Here is a 16,631-nt window from a genome sequence, read left to right on the forward strand (position 1 = left end):
AAATATAAAAAGAAAATAGCCCTGCTTAGCAAGGCTACAGTAGAAGAAACCGATCAAGTCCGATGCCGCTTATCAAACATCGTTCCTTTTTGTTTCCGAGCATTTGATAGATCCAGTCAACAAAACCTCCATCACCAAACTCTATCTTTTCGCCATCTCTTTCCATATAAATCTTGAAATTGACTCCTTGGTAATACTTGTTATCCACATCGTCATAGTCAAATGAAAGCGGCGTATTGGGAAGCGTAGTTTGTATAACTTCAGTCATTCTGTTAAAAAAACCGTCGCCGTCCGTATAGCCGCCTCTTTTTCGCAGAACGATAGATAGTTTTGCGTTGTATTGTTCTTGGAATAACTCTTTATAAAAAATCAAATGCTTTTCCAACAGATCTTTTTCACAGGCATACGAACCACTATCTTTGCCCGAAGATACCATACAATAAAGGCCGAAATGAGCGAAAAAGCCTTTTCCGGAAAACGCCTGCGCCCGGACAACTCTTGCAGTTGCAGCGTAGTGCAAGGGGATAATATTGCTCTCAGTTCTGCTCTTTAATTTGTCAGCGATAATAATAGCTAGCATATTAGAGGGGTCAGACAGGGTTTCCGTCCCACGCAAAGCGCTTACTACATTGTATTGGTCTACGCATCCAAAAGCGCTGCAACTGCCAAGAGGCGCAGATGGTGAAAGCAGAACAGTTTTGATCTCCATGTTCTGTGCAGCGGTTAATAGCTGTGTTTCTAAAGCGTGAAATCTAGCTGGGTCAGCATCGCTTGGGATAGGGAAACGGTTGGATTGATACGACTTTAGGACATCCGCCGGGGTAATCTCATCCGTTTGTTTTTTAAACAGCTCTAAAAGCAGCGAGTTTAAGTCCGCCTTTGACAGAGAGAGGAGTTTATCTACTATTTCTGGGTCGCCTATTTGTTTCAAAATCCTGTTTAAGATTGTATTCATGGACACCACCCTCATTGCAATGTGTATTTTAAATGCCTCACCCGATGCGTGAATATGGTGCTGTCTGAAGTCATTACCCTCGTCGAATTAGCCCCAAAATAATCCTCTGTTATCTGTATCTACGATTTTCAATTGTTTTTCAAAATCTTCATCTGGGACGATGTCATCGACAAAATGCCACTTATTTTTACTATCTCTCCAATATACTTTCCATTTATTTTGATCTAATCGAAATTGTGCTACATCTAATTCCACCCATTCATCACTCATGAAAGCCGGTCGTTCTTCGATAAGAGTAATGTTATTTCCTCTGATTTTGTAATTAAGTCTGATTTGATTTCTAATGTGCTTTGGGATTTTCTGTTCTATATAATCTGTCATTAATTTTTCAAGTCTCTTTTTTGTGAATGAGTCTAACATGCATACACCTCACCGGTAAATTGATTTTGATCTTATTGCTTTGCAATAAATGAAGGTCGATAAGGATTCATTGAGGATAAATCACTTCTATGTAACCTTCAACTTCTGTATCATTTTTTATACTTCTTTTTGTTTCTAGCCAATCATTCATGAAAGGCTCGTTTTAGTCCATAATTTTATTACACCATAGCTTTTCCTGGTTCACTTCTTTTTCCAATTGTGTTATCATACCTATAAAGAAGCCGAGTGCGGCAAACACTCGGCGAACAATCGGCTTGGATGGGGTATCCCTTCTTAGTTGAATAGGATTAAAAACCCACCTGGGCGCTAACCTAAGGGTGGGTTTTTACTTTCTCTTGTTGTTAGAGTTGATGTATGTTAGTAGTGCAAGGATAAACGATCCAAACAGAAACATGATCGTTAGGGCATCCTTAACCTCCATGGCCTCACCTCCTTTCGAAGGGAAACCATGCCCACCCAAGATTCAATTGTCTTTCCCTATTGTACCATCATGTACCAATTTAGTGAAGAACGTTCGTTCGTTACTATTGATAACAAACTCGTTAAATTCGTCTAACGTCTGTGTATTTACGAACCTTCACTGCCTTAAGTGACCGGAGGGAACGGCCGCGGAGCGATAGTGACGAAGCGTTCAATTCTGTAGCTAATGGCTGAACTGTTTGTATTGCCCTTTCATGCGGGCTTGATATTATGTAGTCGATATCTTGGTTTATTAGAATGTTTTTAACCTCATTGGCATGTAGTATTCCATTCTCAGATAATCCTCTTGATTTTTCCATGCCAGCAATATATGGCGATTCTGCATGTCTTACGAAGTATATTATGGTCTCCACTTCTTTGAGTCACCTTCTTAGTAGCTTTGCACTGGTTTCAGCTAACGTTTCATATATTTACGACGCCTAGCGAATGCAGGGTGTGTCTCTTGGAAGCCGCTTCTGGGACCGAGGGGTGAATGCCCCGATGCGTGAATATGGTGGCTCTTACTTCTTTGAAAAACAAAAACATAAGACTTCATTGTCTATTTTCAAATTCATCTAAGCTTAATCCATTTTTCAGTTTCCATTCCTTCCTCCCATTCATTGAACTATTTCTGACAATAGCTGCTGCTGCAGAAGGAGATTTAAAATCAATATCTTTACATAATTTAAAATGGCTCTCACTTTCTGAGGATTCGAAAAAACCTTCTTCTTCGAGTTGCCTTCTTAACTTTGCATAATTGTGACTTGCGAAGCTACTAACATGATCTTTTCGAATGAATGAGCCTGTTAATAATCTGTATGTTCCTTCTGTAATCATAAGCTTTGCTTCTTTAACACTCTCGCCTTTAGCTCCAGGAACACTCAAATAAAAAACTTCCCTTTCCTTCCCAGTGTTATCCATGTTTTGACTATTCGTTTGAGTCTTAGTAAAATCAATAATTCCTAAGTTGTTGAGCACGAAGATAATGTTATCATTAAAATCACTCATGTCGTCGCATTCAGAAACAGGCATTTTCGAACCTGGTGGTGTGTTTCCATTGATTGTCTCAATAGTCGTCTTGTTTTTAAGAGCAACTTCATAAAGCTCTCTTTCAAGATATCTAACATGTGACTTTGTTAGATTAGTATCTTTACTGATAAATATTACAAAATCATTCCACCAATCTTTTTGCTTGAAATGTTCTGCTATTCGTTTATTTACTTCATCCGCTTCCCCAATGTAAACCTTCTTTTGATAAGAGTCTTCTATTTCAGAAATCAGTATGTAAATACCTGGGGTGGCCAGTTCTTCTATATTTTGAAGCATTTGAACATGTTTCCTCTGACCTATGTATGCTTTACCTGTCCAATTGCTAAGCTCGGCCGTTTTTAAACTCTTATACTTTTCTCCCATAATATAAAGCTTGATTGATTTTCCTCTCATCTTTTAATCTCCTTAGCCTTCAAAAGTGTTCTATAGTTTTTAATATCTTGAGAGTTTCATCTAACGTTTCGTCGATTCACGACGTCCGAAGAATGTCGGATGTGTCCGGCTGCTACAACTCCCCTTACAATATCATCTGTCCGAACCGAGGGCGAATGCCCGATGCGTGAATATGGTGTTATATGATGCCACATGACTTCAAAGCAAGCCTAAGAATTACCTATCTCTTTTAAATATTTCAGATCGATATAAATCCATATACTCAAATAAGAGTTTAAAAATATCCCGATCTTGATATAGATATAAATTAGTTTCTTCATTCAATATCTCTTCAAAATGCAAATCAAGTACTTTTAGGCTATTCAATATTTCATATTGACTACCACTATTTACATTTTCTCTAAGTACTTTTATTTCAATACCATTCGCTGTTAATATCTCTTTTATATTTTTCATTGTTATATAATCATCTATCGCATCGATTCGTTTTAAAGTCTCTATTGTTTCATCTAACATTAATCCTGTTGAGTTCTCTAAAAAACCTAATATTCCATTCATATTCAACTCAGTGTCATAATCTATTAGTAAAATAATATCTTGCAACCAAGTTGGTAAAAAACAAAAATTCGTTCTAACCATAACTCCATGTTTCCGAATAAAGATTTAAACAAACTTCGCTAACTATATCTTCCGAAAAGCCATTTTTTAAAGTTTGGGGAGAAATCAGATTACCAATTAAATTAACTAAATCCATGTTATCACCCTCAAATATATATGTCTTTCGTGGGGTTTCATATAATGTTTCGTTTAATCACGACGCCCGGCGAACGCCGGGTGTGTCCGGCTGCATCAGCTCCCCCTTTCAATATCAACTGCCGGACCGAGGGCGAATGCCCGATACGTGTATATGGTGTTATGGGATGTTGCCGACTCCCCTGAATTGCAATCAAATGTGTATTCATTCTTTCATATTATTTGTTCTTATTATTCCATCGTGAAATATTTCAATTACATATTCATTATTCCTATATAACCAAACGTCTGGTGAAACAGCCATCACAATATCAATATGTTCTAGCACGTTATTTATTTTTGCTTTTATTACAGGATCGGATCCATGACTCCATAATATAAAACAAGTTTCATCTGTTTTAGCATATTGAGTTTTGAGTGTTGATAAATCAATCTCTTCACATTCATATAAATTCCATTCTACTCGTCCATAAAATGTAAACTTATATTCGTTCTCAAATGTCTTGTATATTTCAGTTGATTTCTCTTTACTAAAAACAAAGATACCATCACCTAGCGTGACAATGCATTCATCAAACAATTTGCTTGTATCTTTCATTTGATTTTTCAACTTTTGTCTTTCAAGTAAGGTTTGGAGTTTCGTCTTTCTTTCATTTTTGTCCATGAGTTAGCCCTCACAAGATATATTCATTTCGTCAATTTCCCATAACGTTTCGTATATTCACGACGTCCGACGAAGTCGGATGTGTCCGGCTGAATCTGCTCCCCTGCCAATATCTCCTGCCGGACCGAGGGCTTCAGCCCGATGCGTGAATATGGTGTTATCGGATGTACTCGACTTCATTGAACCTGCTCAAAAATTCGCTCTTGTCTTAGCTATAAAACTTAATCAGTACTATAATCTATTGCTTTTACGGTAACTTCTTCAATCTTTCTAACTTGTAATTTAGTAGGATCAAAAAAGGCTAAATTAATCCCTCCAAAATGTAAAGCACTTCCATACCTTATTCCATCTAATCCTTTACTTTTAAACCATTCAGCCATATATTGTGTAGGTACATAATCTAATTCTTTAGTATCAGGTCTAACAGGTTTTGAAAACTCATCACTTATAACTTTACGATAACTATGTGCTGCTACAATTTCTTGTTGTGAAGGTAATAAGTCTACTACCTTTAATGAATCTAATGCAGTACATTCAGCTATTGTAATACTTGCATTTAGCCATGGTTGCACTTCTGCAATAACAGTTTTTTTAGTTTCTGCTACATAGAGATAAGAAATGCCTCTTGGATTTACCCTACCAAAAGAAGCTTTTCCATCAGGAGGAGCATCTAGATCCTTATCATTTTCAAAAGGACTTAATCCATTAACTCTTGCTCTATAAAATTTTTGACCTTTTCTCACTTCATGTGTTTTTGTTGCAAGGCTGGAAAGATAATGCTTGATAAAATCATGATCCTGATCAATCAGAAACCTATTTTTTTCAAATAATTTAGTGAACTGTTGATACTTATTGAGAGCATCAACATTGTTAGATACATACATTTTGCTTTTCTCCTTTTATTACATTTGTATTTTTGAGTATTTCCGATAACGTTTCGTATATTCACGACGTCTGACGAAGTCGGATGTGTCCGGCTGTTTCAACTTCCCTGCCAATGTCTTCTGTCCGGGCCGAGGGCCGAATGGCTCGAAGCGCGAATATGGTGTTATCAGAAGTGATTTACTTCTGTGAATGTGCATACATAAATGTTTTATTTCTTTAAAATCTCTTGCGCGGTAAGATGTAATTCTTCTAGTTCTTCGCCTTTTGTTCATATTTACGTATTAAGCAAATTCCACTGGATAAAATTCCAATACCTTCTAATTGACTATACCATGTCATTTGACCTAAGTATACAAGACCAGCGCCTTCCACCGAGTACTGTACGCGGTCAAAAGCACTTAGATCTCTTGCTAAACAGCCGAAGAAAACCACATTCACAAACACAAAAAAGAACCGCAAAACATCACGGTTCGAGCAATTCCCCTCTGTCTATTTCCATAAATCTAGTCTCTCCGGCCCAAAAACAAAGTCGAATTAATCACCTGCCTCCCGTCCGGGGAAGTTCTGCCTATAATATCCCAGCCTAAACGATAGAGCAGCGACTCGTCGATGGCTTCGTACATAATTTGACGAATGCCCTCTGCGGTGCGGACTGCCACTAGTGCCTGAGGAGTGGTACGGCTTATCTGCTCCAGCACCTCCCTCTTGTTGCGGACAAGGCTGGCCACGAAGATTCGATCATAGGCACTATAATCGAAGTCCGCTCCCTCCATCAGCTTGACGATTACCTTCGACTCCAAGCCCATTCGCTTAAGCAAGGTGCGAGATACCTCGAAGGCACCGCGATCCTTCTCCAGAGCGACAACTTCCGTTTTCCCGAACAAATGAAGCATGACGGGACTTAGAGGCAATGGGCCGCTTCCGACGAATACGATTGGCGCTTGCTCCGTTTTGCCATGCTTGTCCAGCAGCACACGCAAGAAGGATAGCTCTTCGCCTACCAGAGCGTTATAGACCATCCATATCGGCATCGCAGTAAGCTTGTCCAGTGGAGAAACGTCGCCATGTGCAAGCTGCCGGGCATCATTTAATTCCGCAAGGAATTCTGCTTCGGATAGCTTATCTTGCAGCTTTCGCTGGTTGCTTCTAATATAATCGTCGCCAAGCACTGCCGTAATCTCCTCAGGCAAGTAGCGGGAACGCAAGCGGCTCATGAGGCGGCCGATGATCTCAGACACTTTTGCATTGTCGGGAGACAAATCCTGTTCATGTTGGAGCCGTTCATTCGTTTCCTTGAAAAGTCGAACAAAGTCTTCAATCTTATTCTCCCTCAAGTTCGAGTCCGTGTTCATTATCGTTTCTGTTGCCTGTGCATCCATTCGCGCTGCCCCTCCTTCAATCCGCGACAAGTTCTCACTTTTTGAAGTATATTCGTCCAGGCAGCAATCTAGACGAGCAATTCGGGTTATGTTAGGAGCAACCGTCAAACCTTCCTACGCTGCGCCTAGTTCCCATTTCAGTCGCAGGCTCATGATCCATAGTCAGGTTGACCGCGTCCGAACGTTCCCCCGCATTCTGCTTTTAAATTGTTTGGGGGTACAGCCGTTAAAGCGCCGGAACATCTCGTAGAAATGCGCCATATTTTCAAGACCGACCGCTGCGGCAATATCCGTTGCCTTCCGGTCGCTCATCGCAAGCATGCGGGACGCTTTGGCGATTCGTTTTCGGTTCACGTATTCCGTAAAGGAAAGTCCCATTCTGTCCTTAAAAAATTTAGAAAAATAAACGTAGCTCATCCCTGCTATACGGCTAACCTCCGTCATGCTGATCCGCTCGCCCAGCTTCTCGTCAACGTGGGCGATGACGGGTCTAAGCACCTGAGCGTCCGTCTTGTCATGCGAAGTGAGAATGCCTTCATCGTCATGCCGAATCAACGCCAGCATTAACGCTTTGATTTGCATGCTAACCGCTATTTCGTAACCATGCCTTCGCTGCATCACCTCATCATGGATCTGCCTAATGGCATTCCCAACTTCGTTGCTAGCGGTCGAGTTGCGGCGGAACATCCCGTTCAGCGCGTCGAGCGGATGCAGCACTTCGATAAAGGAGCTGGAGAAATGCATGGTCGCGGGATCGAAATAAGGCTCGAAATCAACATGAAGCACGATATAGGAGACCTTCATGCCTACATGCGAGTAGCCGCGATGAAGCTGGTTGGAACCAACAACCATAACCTCGCCAGGCTCTAGACTAATCGATTCGTCAACCGTATGCATCTCGTGAACGCCTTCAAGAACCAATATGAATTCAACTTCCTTATGGTAATGCCAGAGTGGATTGACCGACTCTGCCTGCTTCAGCTCGCTTTTCTGTTGCGTAAATGTCCACACCTTTAAACAAAGCTGCGGATTTTGATAGTGAATCGGTTCCTTAAAGATCTCCATATCGTCGCCTCGCAATGTAAAAATAGATGATGATGTTGAATTTGGATATATATTAACTAAATTATCGCATATACGCCCCGCTTCAATCCAGCTATGATTAGGACAATCATCAATTTATAACAGAAGGGACGAAATGGGATGAAAGTAGCAGTATTGGGCAGCGGGGGCATGGGAGGCGTTCATGCCGATGTTTACACAAAGCTCGAAAATGTCCGCCTGACCGGCGTTTGCGACGTGCGAATTGAGCAGGCCGAAAAGTTGGCTGCTCGTACCGGAGCAACAGCTTACAGCTCCTTCGACCGGATGCTGGAGGAAGCCGATTTTGATGTAATCAGCATTGCGCTCCCTACCTATTTGCACAAAGAATTTGCGATCAAAGCGGCAAAAGCAAAAAAGCATATTATTTGCGAGAAGCCGATCGCGCTGACTGCCGAAGACGCCAAAGAGATGATCGCCGTGTGCGAAGATAACGGAGTGCGATTGTTTGTCGGGCATGTGGTCCGCTTCTTCCCGGACTATGCCAATATGAAAGCGGCGCTGGACAGCGGGAAGCTGGGTAGACCAGGCGTCGCGCATGCCAGCCGGATCGGAGGGCATCCCGGCGGCTGGTTCGCGGATGACTCCCGCAGCGGCGGCGTTATATTGGATCTCATGATTCATGATCTTGATTTCCTCCGGTCATGCTTTGGCGAAGTCAGCAGCGTATATGCGCTGAACGCCAAAAAGGATACATTGGATTACGCGCTCGTAACGCTGCATTTCGATAACGGTACTATCGCGAACGTTGAGTCGAATTGGGGATATCCAGGGCCATTCCATACGAAAGCGGAGATTGCGGGAAGCAAGGGCATCATTAGAGCCAATAGTTTAAAGAGCAGCTCTTTGCAGATCACGAAGCAAGGATCGTCCAACGATCCAGGCGCTTCCGTCGTCATTCCGGGCAGTCCGGGATTCCGCAGTCCTTACGAGCTGCAGCTGGAGCACTTCCTGTCCTGTATCAGTGACGGCGGCAACCCGATCGTAACGGCCGATGACGCTCTCAAAGCGCTTGAAGTGGCGCTCGCCGCCAAGGAGAGCATTCGGTCTGGCAAAGTCGTTTACATGCAAGGAGGACGCAACCAATGAATCCATTAAAAATCGGCATGATTAGTTTTGCGCACGGACATGCCTTCTCCTACCTAAACTCCCTGCTCTCCATACCGGAGGTGGAGATCATCGGCATCGCCGACCCTGAACGCGGAAGAGTTGCGGACGTTATAAGCAAGCACGGCATCGCTTATTACGACGATTATCGCAGCCTTTTGGAGCAATCGATGGACGCCGTCGTCATCTGCTCGGAGAATGTATTCCATGCGGGAATAACCATTGCCGCGGCAAATAAGGGCATTCACGTATTATGCGAGAAGCCTCTTGGTGTGGGCGCAGACGAGATGAACGCCATGATCGAAGCCTGCAACAATAATAACGTCCAATTAATGACCGCCTTTCCATGTCGATACCTGCCAGCCGTAATACAGGCTAAACAAGCGGTGGAACGCGGCGAAATCGGGGATATCGTCGCCATTAAGGGGACCAACCGCGGCACGGCACCAAGCGGCTGGTTCGTCGATCCGACATTATCCGGCGGCGGCGCTCTCCTCGATCATACGGTTCATGTCATGGACTTGATGTGCTGGATCACAGGCTCCGAACCCGAAGAAGTATACGCCTATGCAGCCACCCTGTTCGATGAAAAGTTAGGCGTCGACGATGCCGGCATGATTCACGTTAAATTCGAGAACGGAACGTTCGGCGTCGTGGATACCAGCTGGTCCAGGAGGGCTCCGTTCCCGACATGGGGCGATGTCACGATGGAAATAATCGGCACCAACGGCGTATTATCCGTAGACTCTCTCGGACAAGTAAACGAACTATATAGCCAGGAAGCCGGCACCGGCCAATGGAATTATTGGGGCGACAACATGGATCTTTATCTGGTGAAGGCGTTTGTTCAAGCCATTAAGCAAGGGGAACAAGTCCCGATCAGCGGCGAAGACGGAATGCGTTCGGCAGCGGTCGCTTTGGCCGGTTATCAATCGATCGAAACGGGCCAGCCAGTAAATCTTCGAGTCTAATCGACTTACGTACTAACAACATGGAGCCATGCACAAGTTGCATGGCTCCATGTTATTAGGAAACGGCATTCTCACTCCTATATTCATATCATCTGCCCCAATAATCCCTTGAGTTCTTCTTTTGCGAATACAAGAATCTTGCTTCCATTACAACATTCACGCGCCGGCTCCTGATCGACGCCGAACTCATACAAATACGCCGCCGTTTTGGCATAAATCAACACAATATGAACTTCATCACAAAGATTCGCGATAATACGCAGTTCGAAGTGACGAGAGACTTCCGGGTTCCAAAGGCTGATCGAGGCTTCATCGTTTCGGATCGAAAGGTCATTTGCATAGTTACCATTAAAAGGAATCTGCGCCACGATTTCAGGGGTCTTCTCCTTTTTGATATAAAGGCCGAATTATGACTGTAAAATTATTCATTATTTTACTTATATATAGAGCTTTCAACCAATTCAATTCTTTATGTTAGGTTGTTAGCATGGCTAGTGCCAAGTGATGGGTAAAAAAAGCGGTTCGTAATAATGAAAGTTGTAGACGGCATGCGGATCGTCGCTTAACGTATCAAGCTTCGATTAACCCTTCACCGATCCGATCATGACGCCCTGCACAAAATGTTTCTGGATAAACGGATAAACGAGCAGAATCGGAAGGGTTCCAACCAGGATGACCGCATATTTGAGCGACTCCAGCACGACGGTACGGCCTCCGACCGAGTTGCTGACGGTCATGTCGCCGACTTGGCCGATCATCACGATGTTGCGAATCATGACCTGCAGCGGGTGCAAGTCTTCGTTCCGCAAGTAGATGAGCGCCGAGAAGAAGTTGCTCCAGATTCCCACGGCGTAGAATAGCCCGATGGTAAGCAGGACCGGCTTCGACAGCGGAAGCACAATGCGCAACATGATCATCCAATCGGACAAGCCGTCAATCTTGCCGGATTCCTCCAGCTCCCGCGGGATCCCCTGGAAGAAGGTTCGCATAATGATCAAATAATAGGGAGAAACAAGACCTGGCAATACCATAGCCCATATGGTATCAAGCAGTCCATAGCTGCGGACGACCAAATAGGTAGGGATCAGACCGCCGGAAAATAGCATGGTGAAAACGATAAGCATCATAAACGTTTTGCCGAATACAAGATTGCGGCGCGAGAGCGGATACGCGCCTAGAATGCAGAAAAATAAGGAACAAGCCGTGCCTAACACAACATAAATCAGCGTATTCTTATAACCAACCAGAACCCGATTATCATTAAATACGGCGGCAAACGCATCGAAATTCAGCCCGTTAGGCCAGAGAGAGACTTTCCCCGCGATAACAGGCTCCGGATCGCTAAGAGCTACCGCTGCCATGTGCAGGAAAGGAAACAACATTGCGCAAATCAAAAGCGCCATAAACAGAACGTTCGCGTAATCAAAGAAAAGGGATGAAACACTCCTGTTTTTTACCATAAGCTGTTCTCCCCTAATCTTCTGCTAATTTTATTGCTCCCGTAGACGAGCAGGAAACCAATGATGCCCATAAATAAATCGATTGCTGTCGCATAGCTGAAGTTGCCTTGCAAGATGCCGACGCGGTACACATAGGTCGGAATAACATCCGACGTATCGTACGTCGCGGCATTGGACAGCAGGAATACTTTCTCGAAGCCGATTTCCAACATGCCTCCGATCTGAAGGATCAGCAAGATGACGATCGTAGCAGCAATTCCGGGCAACGTCACGTGCAGGGTCTGCTTCCATCTGCCAGCTCCGTCCATGCGGGCTGCTTCGTACAATTGCGGATCGATGGTCGTTATAGCCGCCAAATACAGGATGGAACCCCAGCCGACTTGCTGCCATATTTCCGAGAGGACGTAGATCGTACGGAACCACTCCGCCTCCTGCAGGAAGCTAATGGCCGGCAATCCGAACCATCCGATGATGCGGTTGACCATGCCCGTGCTTGGAGACAGCAGCAAGAGCAGCATGCTCGCAACAACAACATTAGACAAGAAATGCGGAAGGTAGCTGATCGTCTGTACCAATCGTTTGTATACCGCATGGCGGAGCTCGTTAAGCAGCAGAGCCAGAATGATCGGCGCGGGAAAGCCGAACAGAAGCTTGTATAACCCCAGCAGAAGGGTATTTTTAATAATGACAAGAGCGTCCCGGTTATTGAAGAACTGCTGATAATATTTGAGTCCGACCCATTCGCTTTCGCCTAACCCTTTGAACAAATTGTAGTCCATAAAGGAGATGACGATGCCGAACATGGGGACATACTTGAACATGATGAAATACAACAAGACTGGCGCGAACATAAGCACGAAAGCCCGGTCCCGCTTTAGTTGCTTAAGGATTGAAGGCGATTTCATTACGGCACCCCTTTCGGTAAGAAAAAAGACAGGGCCAGATAAACCGTTATCCAGCCCTATCCGAATTCAGGTTATTTCGTAATATTGTTCAAACGATCAAGCCCAACCTGGTACGTATCGATGATCTTCTGCGCGCCGATCTTGTTGAGCTCTTCGAGGAACGCATCCCATTGCGACAATGGAGTTTCACCGATAATGAACTTCGCGACGGATGATTCATAATATTTATTGAGTTGATCTTCCGTATCGGTAATCGAATTTCTCTCCTCGTCTGTCAGAACCGGCCTCACATTCATCGTAGGGAATTGATATTTCATGGCTTCCGTATACGAATATTGTTCATTTTCATTGCTGAGCGACAGCGACGCCTCGAAGTCTGCAACCCCGTAAGCGGCCGATGTCATAAGACCAAGCTCTTTCCGCAGATCGTTCGGTTCTTTGAATTGCGGCAAAAATTTACGTTTGCCGTCTTCGATCGTATACGACTCCCCTTCTTTGCCCCAACTGAGAATATCCTTTCCTTTATCGGAATAGATGAAGTCGATATAACGCAAAGCGGCATCCAGGTTTTTCGTTTTGGAGGATACGGCAATACCGTAGGTTTCGAAATCCGCTTTCGGAATGTATGCTTTCTCTCCAGCTCCCAGCGGAGGAGCCATAAATTTCAGATGGGCGCCATTCTGAAGTTGGCTGTTCATAATTTCGATTTGGACGATATATTGAATCGTCATGAACGTTTTGTCCGTAGCGACCTGCTGAGTCCATGCCTTATAATCCATCGATAACCAGTCTTGCGGAATCAGCTTCTCCTGGTAGAACTTGTTCAAATATTCGATCATGACCTTAAAGCCAGGGTCTGTTACGCCATACTTGATTTTTCCTGTGCCCGGATCTTCGTACATGTACGGATAGACGCCGAACTGAGGTCCGAAAGAATTCAAGGTGGAAACTCCATGACGGAACGAGAACGGATAGCTGTCGGGATACAGCTCCTTCAGCGTCTTGGCCGTTTCGTATAATTCATCCCATGTGGTCGGCGGCTGCAGGTTATGCTTCGCGAAGACGTCATCGCGATAGAACCAGACCATCAGATTGCTTGCGCCTGTTCCGTCGTTCAACACATGGTACATTTCTCCGCCGGGCGACGTCATGCGCTCCGCAACATCAGGCTTCGAGTCCAGAAACTTCTTGAGGTTAGGCAACTTGTCCATATGCTCGGATAGATCGAGAAACGCCCCTTGCATCCCGTATTTTTGCGCATCTTGCGGGAACACGGTGAACAAATCAGGCATATCCCCTGAGGCAATTGCCAGAGCCAGCGACTCCGGCCCCGTCCACGTCTCTTGCTCGATAGTAATGTTGGTTTCTTCCTTTACCCATTTCCAGACCGCCCAATCGGGCTTGGGAGGGTAGGTCTCTTTCAAATCGGTTAGCAGTCTGAGCGTAGCTTCCGGCGCGCTTGCCGGTTCCGTGCTCTCAGGCGAAGCCGCTGGCGCAGCGGTTCCCGGATCGTTTACATTTACATTTGCGCCTCCGTTGTTGGAACATCCCGCAAGCATGGAAGCAACGAGAATGGCACCAATTAAGCCTAGCTTTTTTTCTCTCTTCACTTTGAATACACCGTCCTTTTTTTATTGATCCTTAAGCTCCTCGCAAATCCGATGAATTCGGTTTCAAGTCATTCGCCTTGTTTCGGATTACCGCTATCATAAGGCCATGCCCGGCCATTCGGAAATAACCGGAACTGCATGCCCTGATACTCCTTTAAGGTTTTATTAAAAAAAGTTTATCTTCCGCAAAATCGCCCAACCTTCCGTTAGTCCAGAAACGTGATTACAGGCACGACGGGAAGAAAAAAAGTTCCTTAAAGGAACTTTATGAAGAGCTGGAATCCATTTTTTTTCGGTATTCGCTTGGCGTCATTCCCGTGTATTTCTTGAACATGCGATTGAACGACGTGATGTTCTGATAACCGACAGCCTTGGCGGCATTGTTTATTTTCATATCGTTTTCTGCAAGCAGCGTGGTCGCTTTGGCGATTCGGGTTTCATTAATATAGTCCACGATGTTTTTGCCGGTTTTCACTTTAAAGTAGGAGGATAAATAGCCGCTGCTCATCTTCAGTTTCGCGGCCAGCACATCGAGATAGATATCCTCCGCCAGATGTTCGTTGATATATTCGATGACGAAGGAGGTAACCGGATGCTTCTCATCCTTTTTTTCTTTGACCAACTCTGCAGCCTTCGTGACCCATCCCAGCAGCAGCTGCTCCAGATCGCTTTCGTCCATACAGCCTTCGATCTTCTCCTCCGACCGGTCGAGAATTTCCTCCAGCTTGCCAGCTTCCAAGTGCACGGGGAGCAGAGTAGCGCGAATCTTGCCCGCCATAAATTCGGCGAATCGATAGAGGGCGATAGCCGGCAGCTCCTTCCCCTGCCACTTCGCGAACTGTCGCTCCAGGAGCGCGGCGAGCTGCGGCAGATTACCCTCCCTCAAATTCGCTTCGAATTCTTTATCCTGATCGGGGGTGAAATAGGCTGCGGAAGACGCCGGCGCGCGCTCCGTAATGATTTGCGTTTCGTTGACCAGACGGCGTTCTACGATCAACTGCTGCCCTTCCTCGTAAGCCAATGTCAGCTGTTCAGACGAAGAGTAGATAGAGGTAACCGCGATCGTCACGATTCCGTGTTCCTTGTCATGATCGAATACTTCCTTCATCTTGCCGAGCAGCCGGAACAGCTCCGGCGTTCGCGGGTCGAATACCAAACTCAAGATTTGGTTCTTTTCGATCTGGAACGTCAGAGAGTCTGGAAGTGCCTGCGTTAATTGGCTGTCGATATACGTTTTAATATAATAGATCCACTTCTCGACCGAGATTTGATTGCCCAGCCTCCCCGGATGATACTGCACTTGGAACAGGAGGAATACGAACGGCTTGTTCGAGAACTCTAGACTCCCGCTATCGACGTCATGACTGCGAATCGCTTTGAGCCTATTCATGAAGCCGAGCTGCTTTCGCACCTGTTGAATACCTACAATTTCGTCGCTAATTATGTTGAACTCGTTGATGCTCGACCGAAATGGTTGGTTCTCGTTCATGGACCGAATCGATTCGACCACCTTGCGCAGCGGATTATTGATCCGCACGGCAAATACGAGAGCAATCAGGAGACTGAGGAGAATGACCGCAGCCATCATCGCCACCAGCGTCACGTTGAGACGGGTTTCGTAAGCGATCTGTTCGGCGGGAACCCGGTAAGCATATTGGTAACCCGTCGTTTTCCCCATTTTACTGAAATAAAATTTCCCGTTCTTCACAAATTCGTTGCCCACGTATCCTTTTAATTCCTCACTGGAGAGAAACGGCTCCTTGCCTTCGCTCTGATACAATGTTTCCCCTTGGTCTCCGTACACGATAAAATCGTCATGGATGCTTTGCTGGAAGGCGCCGTACATCGCGTCGGCGTCCAGGAAAACGATCATATACAAATTATTGTGCCACTCATTCTTGAACACAAGCGGCATAAGTCTACCGTTTTCCTTCGGATTCTCGCGATTGATATGGCTGAACATTGTCGCGGTCGGCAAGAGACGATTGGAGTAGCGTTCATCGAACTGTTGCCTCCAGAATTCGAGAGGGTACTCCGCACTCCTGTAGAACACGTCGAACATCAACTCCGCGCTCGTACTGGTGCCCTTCTCGATCACCAGTTCTTCATTCCTCAAATAAAGCACGATGTTATCGATAAAGAGATACGGATTGTTTGTATAGGTGGCGATTTCACGGATGATAACCGGAAAGCTGGAATAACTCGTACTGCTCTGCAGCTTCTGAACGTCCACGCTCAAAAAAAACTGGGACATTTGTTTTTTTACGAGATCCAAATGTTTTTCGTAGCTGTTCATGGTGTTCTCGAGCATGAGGGTATTATATTTGACGATGCCTTGTCTCACGTTCCGCTTTGACTCGGCAAGCGTGTACAAGGTGAAGGAACCCAGCAGAATTATAATGCATAGGAATCCGGCGATAAGTCTCAGGAAGAGGGAATTGGATCTGTGTCTGAAGAAAAAAAGCGATTGTAATGGTTTCATGCGCCCCCCACGTTTT

17 protein-coding genes are annotated in these 16,631 nt (G+C 45.0%); 2 read left to right on the top strand and 15 right to left on the bottom strand.

Features of this window, described 5'->3' with window-relative positions:
- Window positions 1-34: 34 nt before the first annotated feature.
- The 10 genes from B1748_RS15155 to B1748_RS15195 all read right to left on the bottom strand — a co-directional run bounded on the left by B1748_RS15155 (window position 35) and on the right by B1748_RS15195 (window position 8,044).
- On the bottom strand, window positions 35-955 hold the full coding sequence (locus tag B1748_RS15155) for a hypothetical protein (protein ID WP_087568773.1): 921 nt from the start codon (window positions 953-955) through the stop codon (window positions 35-37).
- A gap of 87 nt (window positions 956-1,042) precedes the next feature.
- Window positions 1,043-1,375, bottom strand: coding sequence for a DUF3024 domain-containing protein (locus B1748_RS15160; RefSeq protein WP_087568774.1), 333 nt, complete (start codon window positions 1,373-1,375; stop codon window positions 1,043-1,045).
- A 346-nt stretch (window positions 1,376-1,721) separates the two neighbouring features.
- On the bottom strand, window positions 1,722-1,817 hold the full coding sequence (gene comI, locus B1748_RS37510) for a competence inhibitor ComI (RefSeq protein ID WP_219930283.1): 96 nt from the start codon (window positions 1,815-1,817) through the stop codon (window positions 1,722-1,724).
- A gap of 121 nt (window positions 1,818-1,938) precedes the next feature.
- The gene (locus tag B1748_RS15165) at window positions 1,939-2,229 is read right to left on the bottom strand and encodes a histidine phosphatase family protein (protein ID WP_256975685.1); all 291 of its coding nucleotides are present in this window, start codon (window positions 2,227-2,229) and stop codon (window positions 1,939-1,941) included.
- A gap of 178 nt (window positions 2,230-2,407) precedes the next feature.
- Window positions 2,408-3,298, bottom strand: a complete 891-nt coding sequence (locus tag B1748_RS15170) for a GIY-YIG nuclease family protein (RefSeq protein WP_087568775.1) — start codon at window positions 3,296-3,298, stop codon at window positions 2,408-2,410.
- A gap of 216 nt (window positions 3,299-3,514) precedes the next feature.
- On the bottom strand, window positions 3,515-3,937 hold the full coding sequence (locus tag B1748_RS15175) for a DMP19 family protein (protein WP_087568776.1): 423 nt from the start codon (window positions 3,935-3,937) through the stop codon (window positions 3,515-3,517).
- A 319-nt stretch (window positions 3,938-4,256) separates the two neighbouring features.
- A complete protein-coding gene (locus B1748_RS15180) occupies window positions 4,257-4,715 on the bottom strand; it encodes a CDI toxin immunity protein (protein WP_087568777.1) in 459 nt (152 codons plus the stop codon).
- 221 nt (window positions 4,716-4,936) lie between these two features.
- Window positions 4,937-5,599, bottom strand: coding sequence for an RES family NAD+ phosphorylase (locus B1748_RS15185; RefSeq protein WP_087568778.1), 663 nt, complete (start codon window positions 5,597-5,599; stop codon window positions 4,937-4,939).
- A 504-nt stretch (window positions 5,600-6,103) separates the two neighbouring features.
- On the bottom strand, window positions 6,104-6,979 hold the full coding sequence (locus B1748_RS15190) for a nicotianamine synthase family protein (protein ID WP_087568779.1): 876 nt from the start codon (window positions 6,977-6,979) through the stop codon (window positions 6,104-6,106).
- A gap of 162 nt (window positions 6,980-7,141) precedes the next feature.
- Entirely contained in the window at window positions 7,142-8,044 is a 903-nt protein-coding gene (locus B1748_RS15195; RefSeq protein ID WP_087568780.1) for a helix-turn-helix domain-containing protein, read from the bottom strand.
- A gap of 138 nt (window positions 8,045-8,182) precedes the next feature.
- On the opposite strand from B1748_RS15195, the gene B1748_RS15200 reads away from it, so the two are divergent.
- Both B1748_RS15200 and B1748_RS15205 read left to right on the top strand, forming a co-directional pair.
- Complete coding sequence (locus B1748_RS15200) at window positions 8,183-9,169, top strand: Gfo/Idh/MocA family protein (RefSeq protein WP_087568781.1); 987 nt, start codon at window positions 8,183-8,185, stop codon at window positions 9,167-9,169.
- Window positions 9,166-10,158: a Gfo/Idh/MocA family protein gene (locus B1748_RS15205; RefSeq protein WP_087568782.1), complete on the top strand. Its 993-nt coding sequence runs from the start codon at window positions 9,166-9,168 to the stop codon at window positions 10,156-10,158. The genes B1748_RS15200 and B1748_RS15205 overlap by 4 nt, the downstream gene beginning before the upstream one ends.
- Window positions 10,159-10,241: 83 nt before the next feature.
- On the opposite strand, the gene B1748_RS15210 is transcribed toward B1748_RS15205, so the two are convergent.
- The 5 genes from B1748_RS15210 to B1748_RS15230 all read right to left on the bottom strand — a co-directional run bounded on the left by B1748_RS15210 (window position 10,242) and on the right by B1748_RS15230 (window position 16,615).
- Window positions 10,242-10,526 carry a hypothetical protein gene (locus B1748_RS15210; protein ID WP_087568783.1) on the bottom strand — a complete coding sequence of 95 codons (285 nt, stop codon included), beginning with the start codon at window positions 10,524-10,526 and terminating at the stop codon, window positions 10,242-10,244.
- Window positions 10,527-10,739: 213 nt separating this feature from the next.
- A complete protein-coding gene (locus B1748_RS15215; RefSeq protein WP_087568784.1) occupies window positions 10,740-11,618 on the bottom strand; it encodes a carbohydrate ABC transporter permease in 879 nt (292 codons plus the stop codon).
- Window positions 11,612-12,523: an ABC transporter permease gene (locus tag B1748_RS15220; protein WP_087568785.1), complete on the bottom strand. Its 912-nt coding sequence runs from the start codon at window positions 12,521-12,523 to the stop codon at window positions 11,612-11,614. The genes B1748_RS15215 and B1748_RS15220 overlap by 7 nt, the downstream gene beginning before the upstream one ends.
- Before the next feature lie 71 nt (window positions 12,524-12,594).
- Window positions 12,595-14,133, bottom strand: coding sequence for an extracellular solute-binding protein (locus B1748_RS15225; RefSeq protein ID WP_087568786.1), 1,539 nt, complete (start codon window positions 14,131-14,133; stop codon window positions 12,595-12,597).
- 265 nt (window positions 14,134-14,398) lie between these two features.
- A complete protein-coding gene (locus B1748_RS15230; RefSeq protein WP_087568787.1) occupies window positions 14,399-16,615 on the bottom strand; it encodes an AraC family transcriptional regulator in 2,217 nt (738 codons plus the stop codon).
- Window positions 16,616-16,631: the final 16 nt, after the last annotated feature.

The organism is Paenibacillus sp. MY03, assembly GCF_002165585.1.
In the GTDB taxonomy this organism is placed as follows: Bacteria; Bacillota; Bacilli; order Paenibacillales; family Paenibacillaceae; genus Pristimantibacillus; species Pristimantibacillus agaridevorans.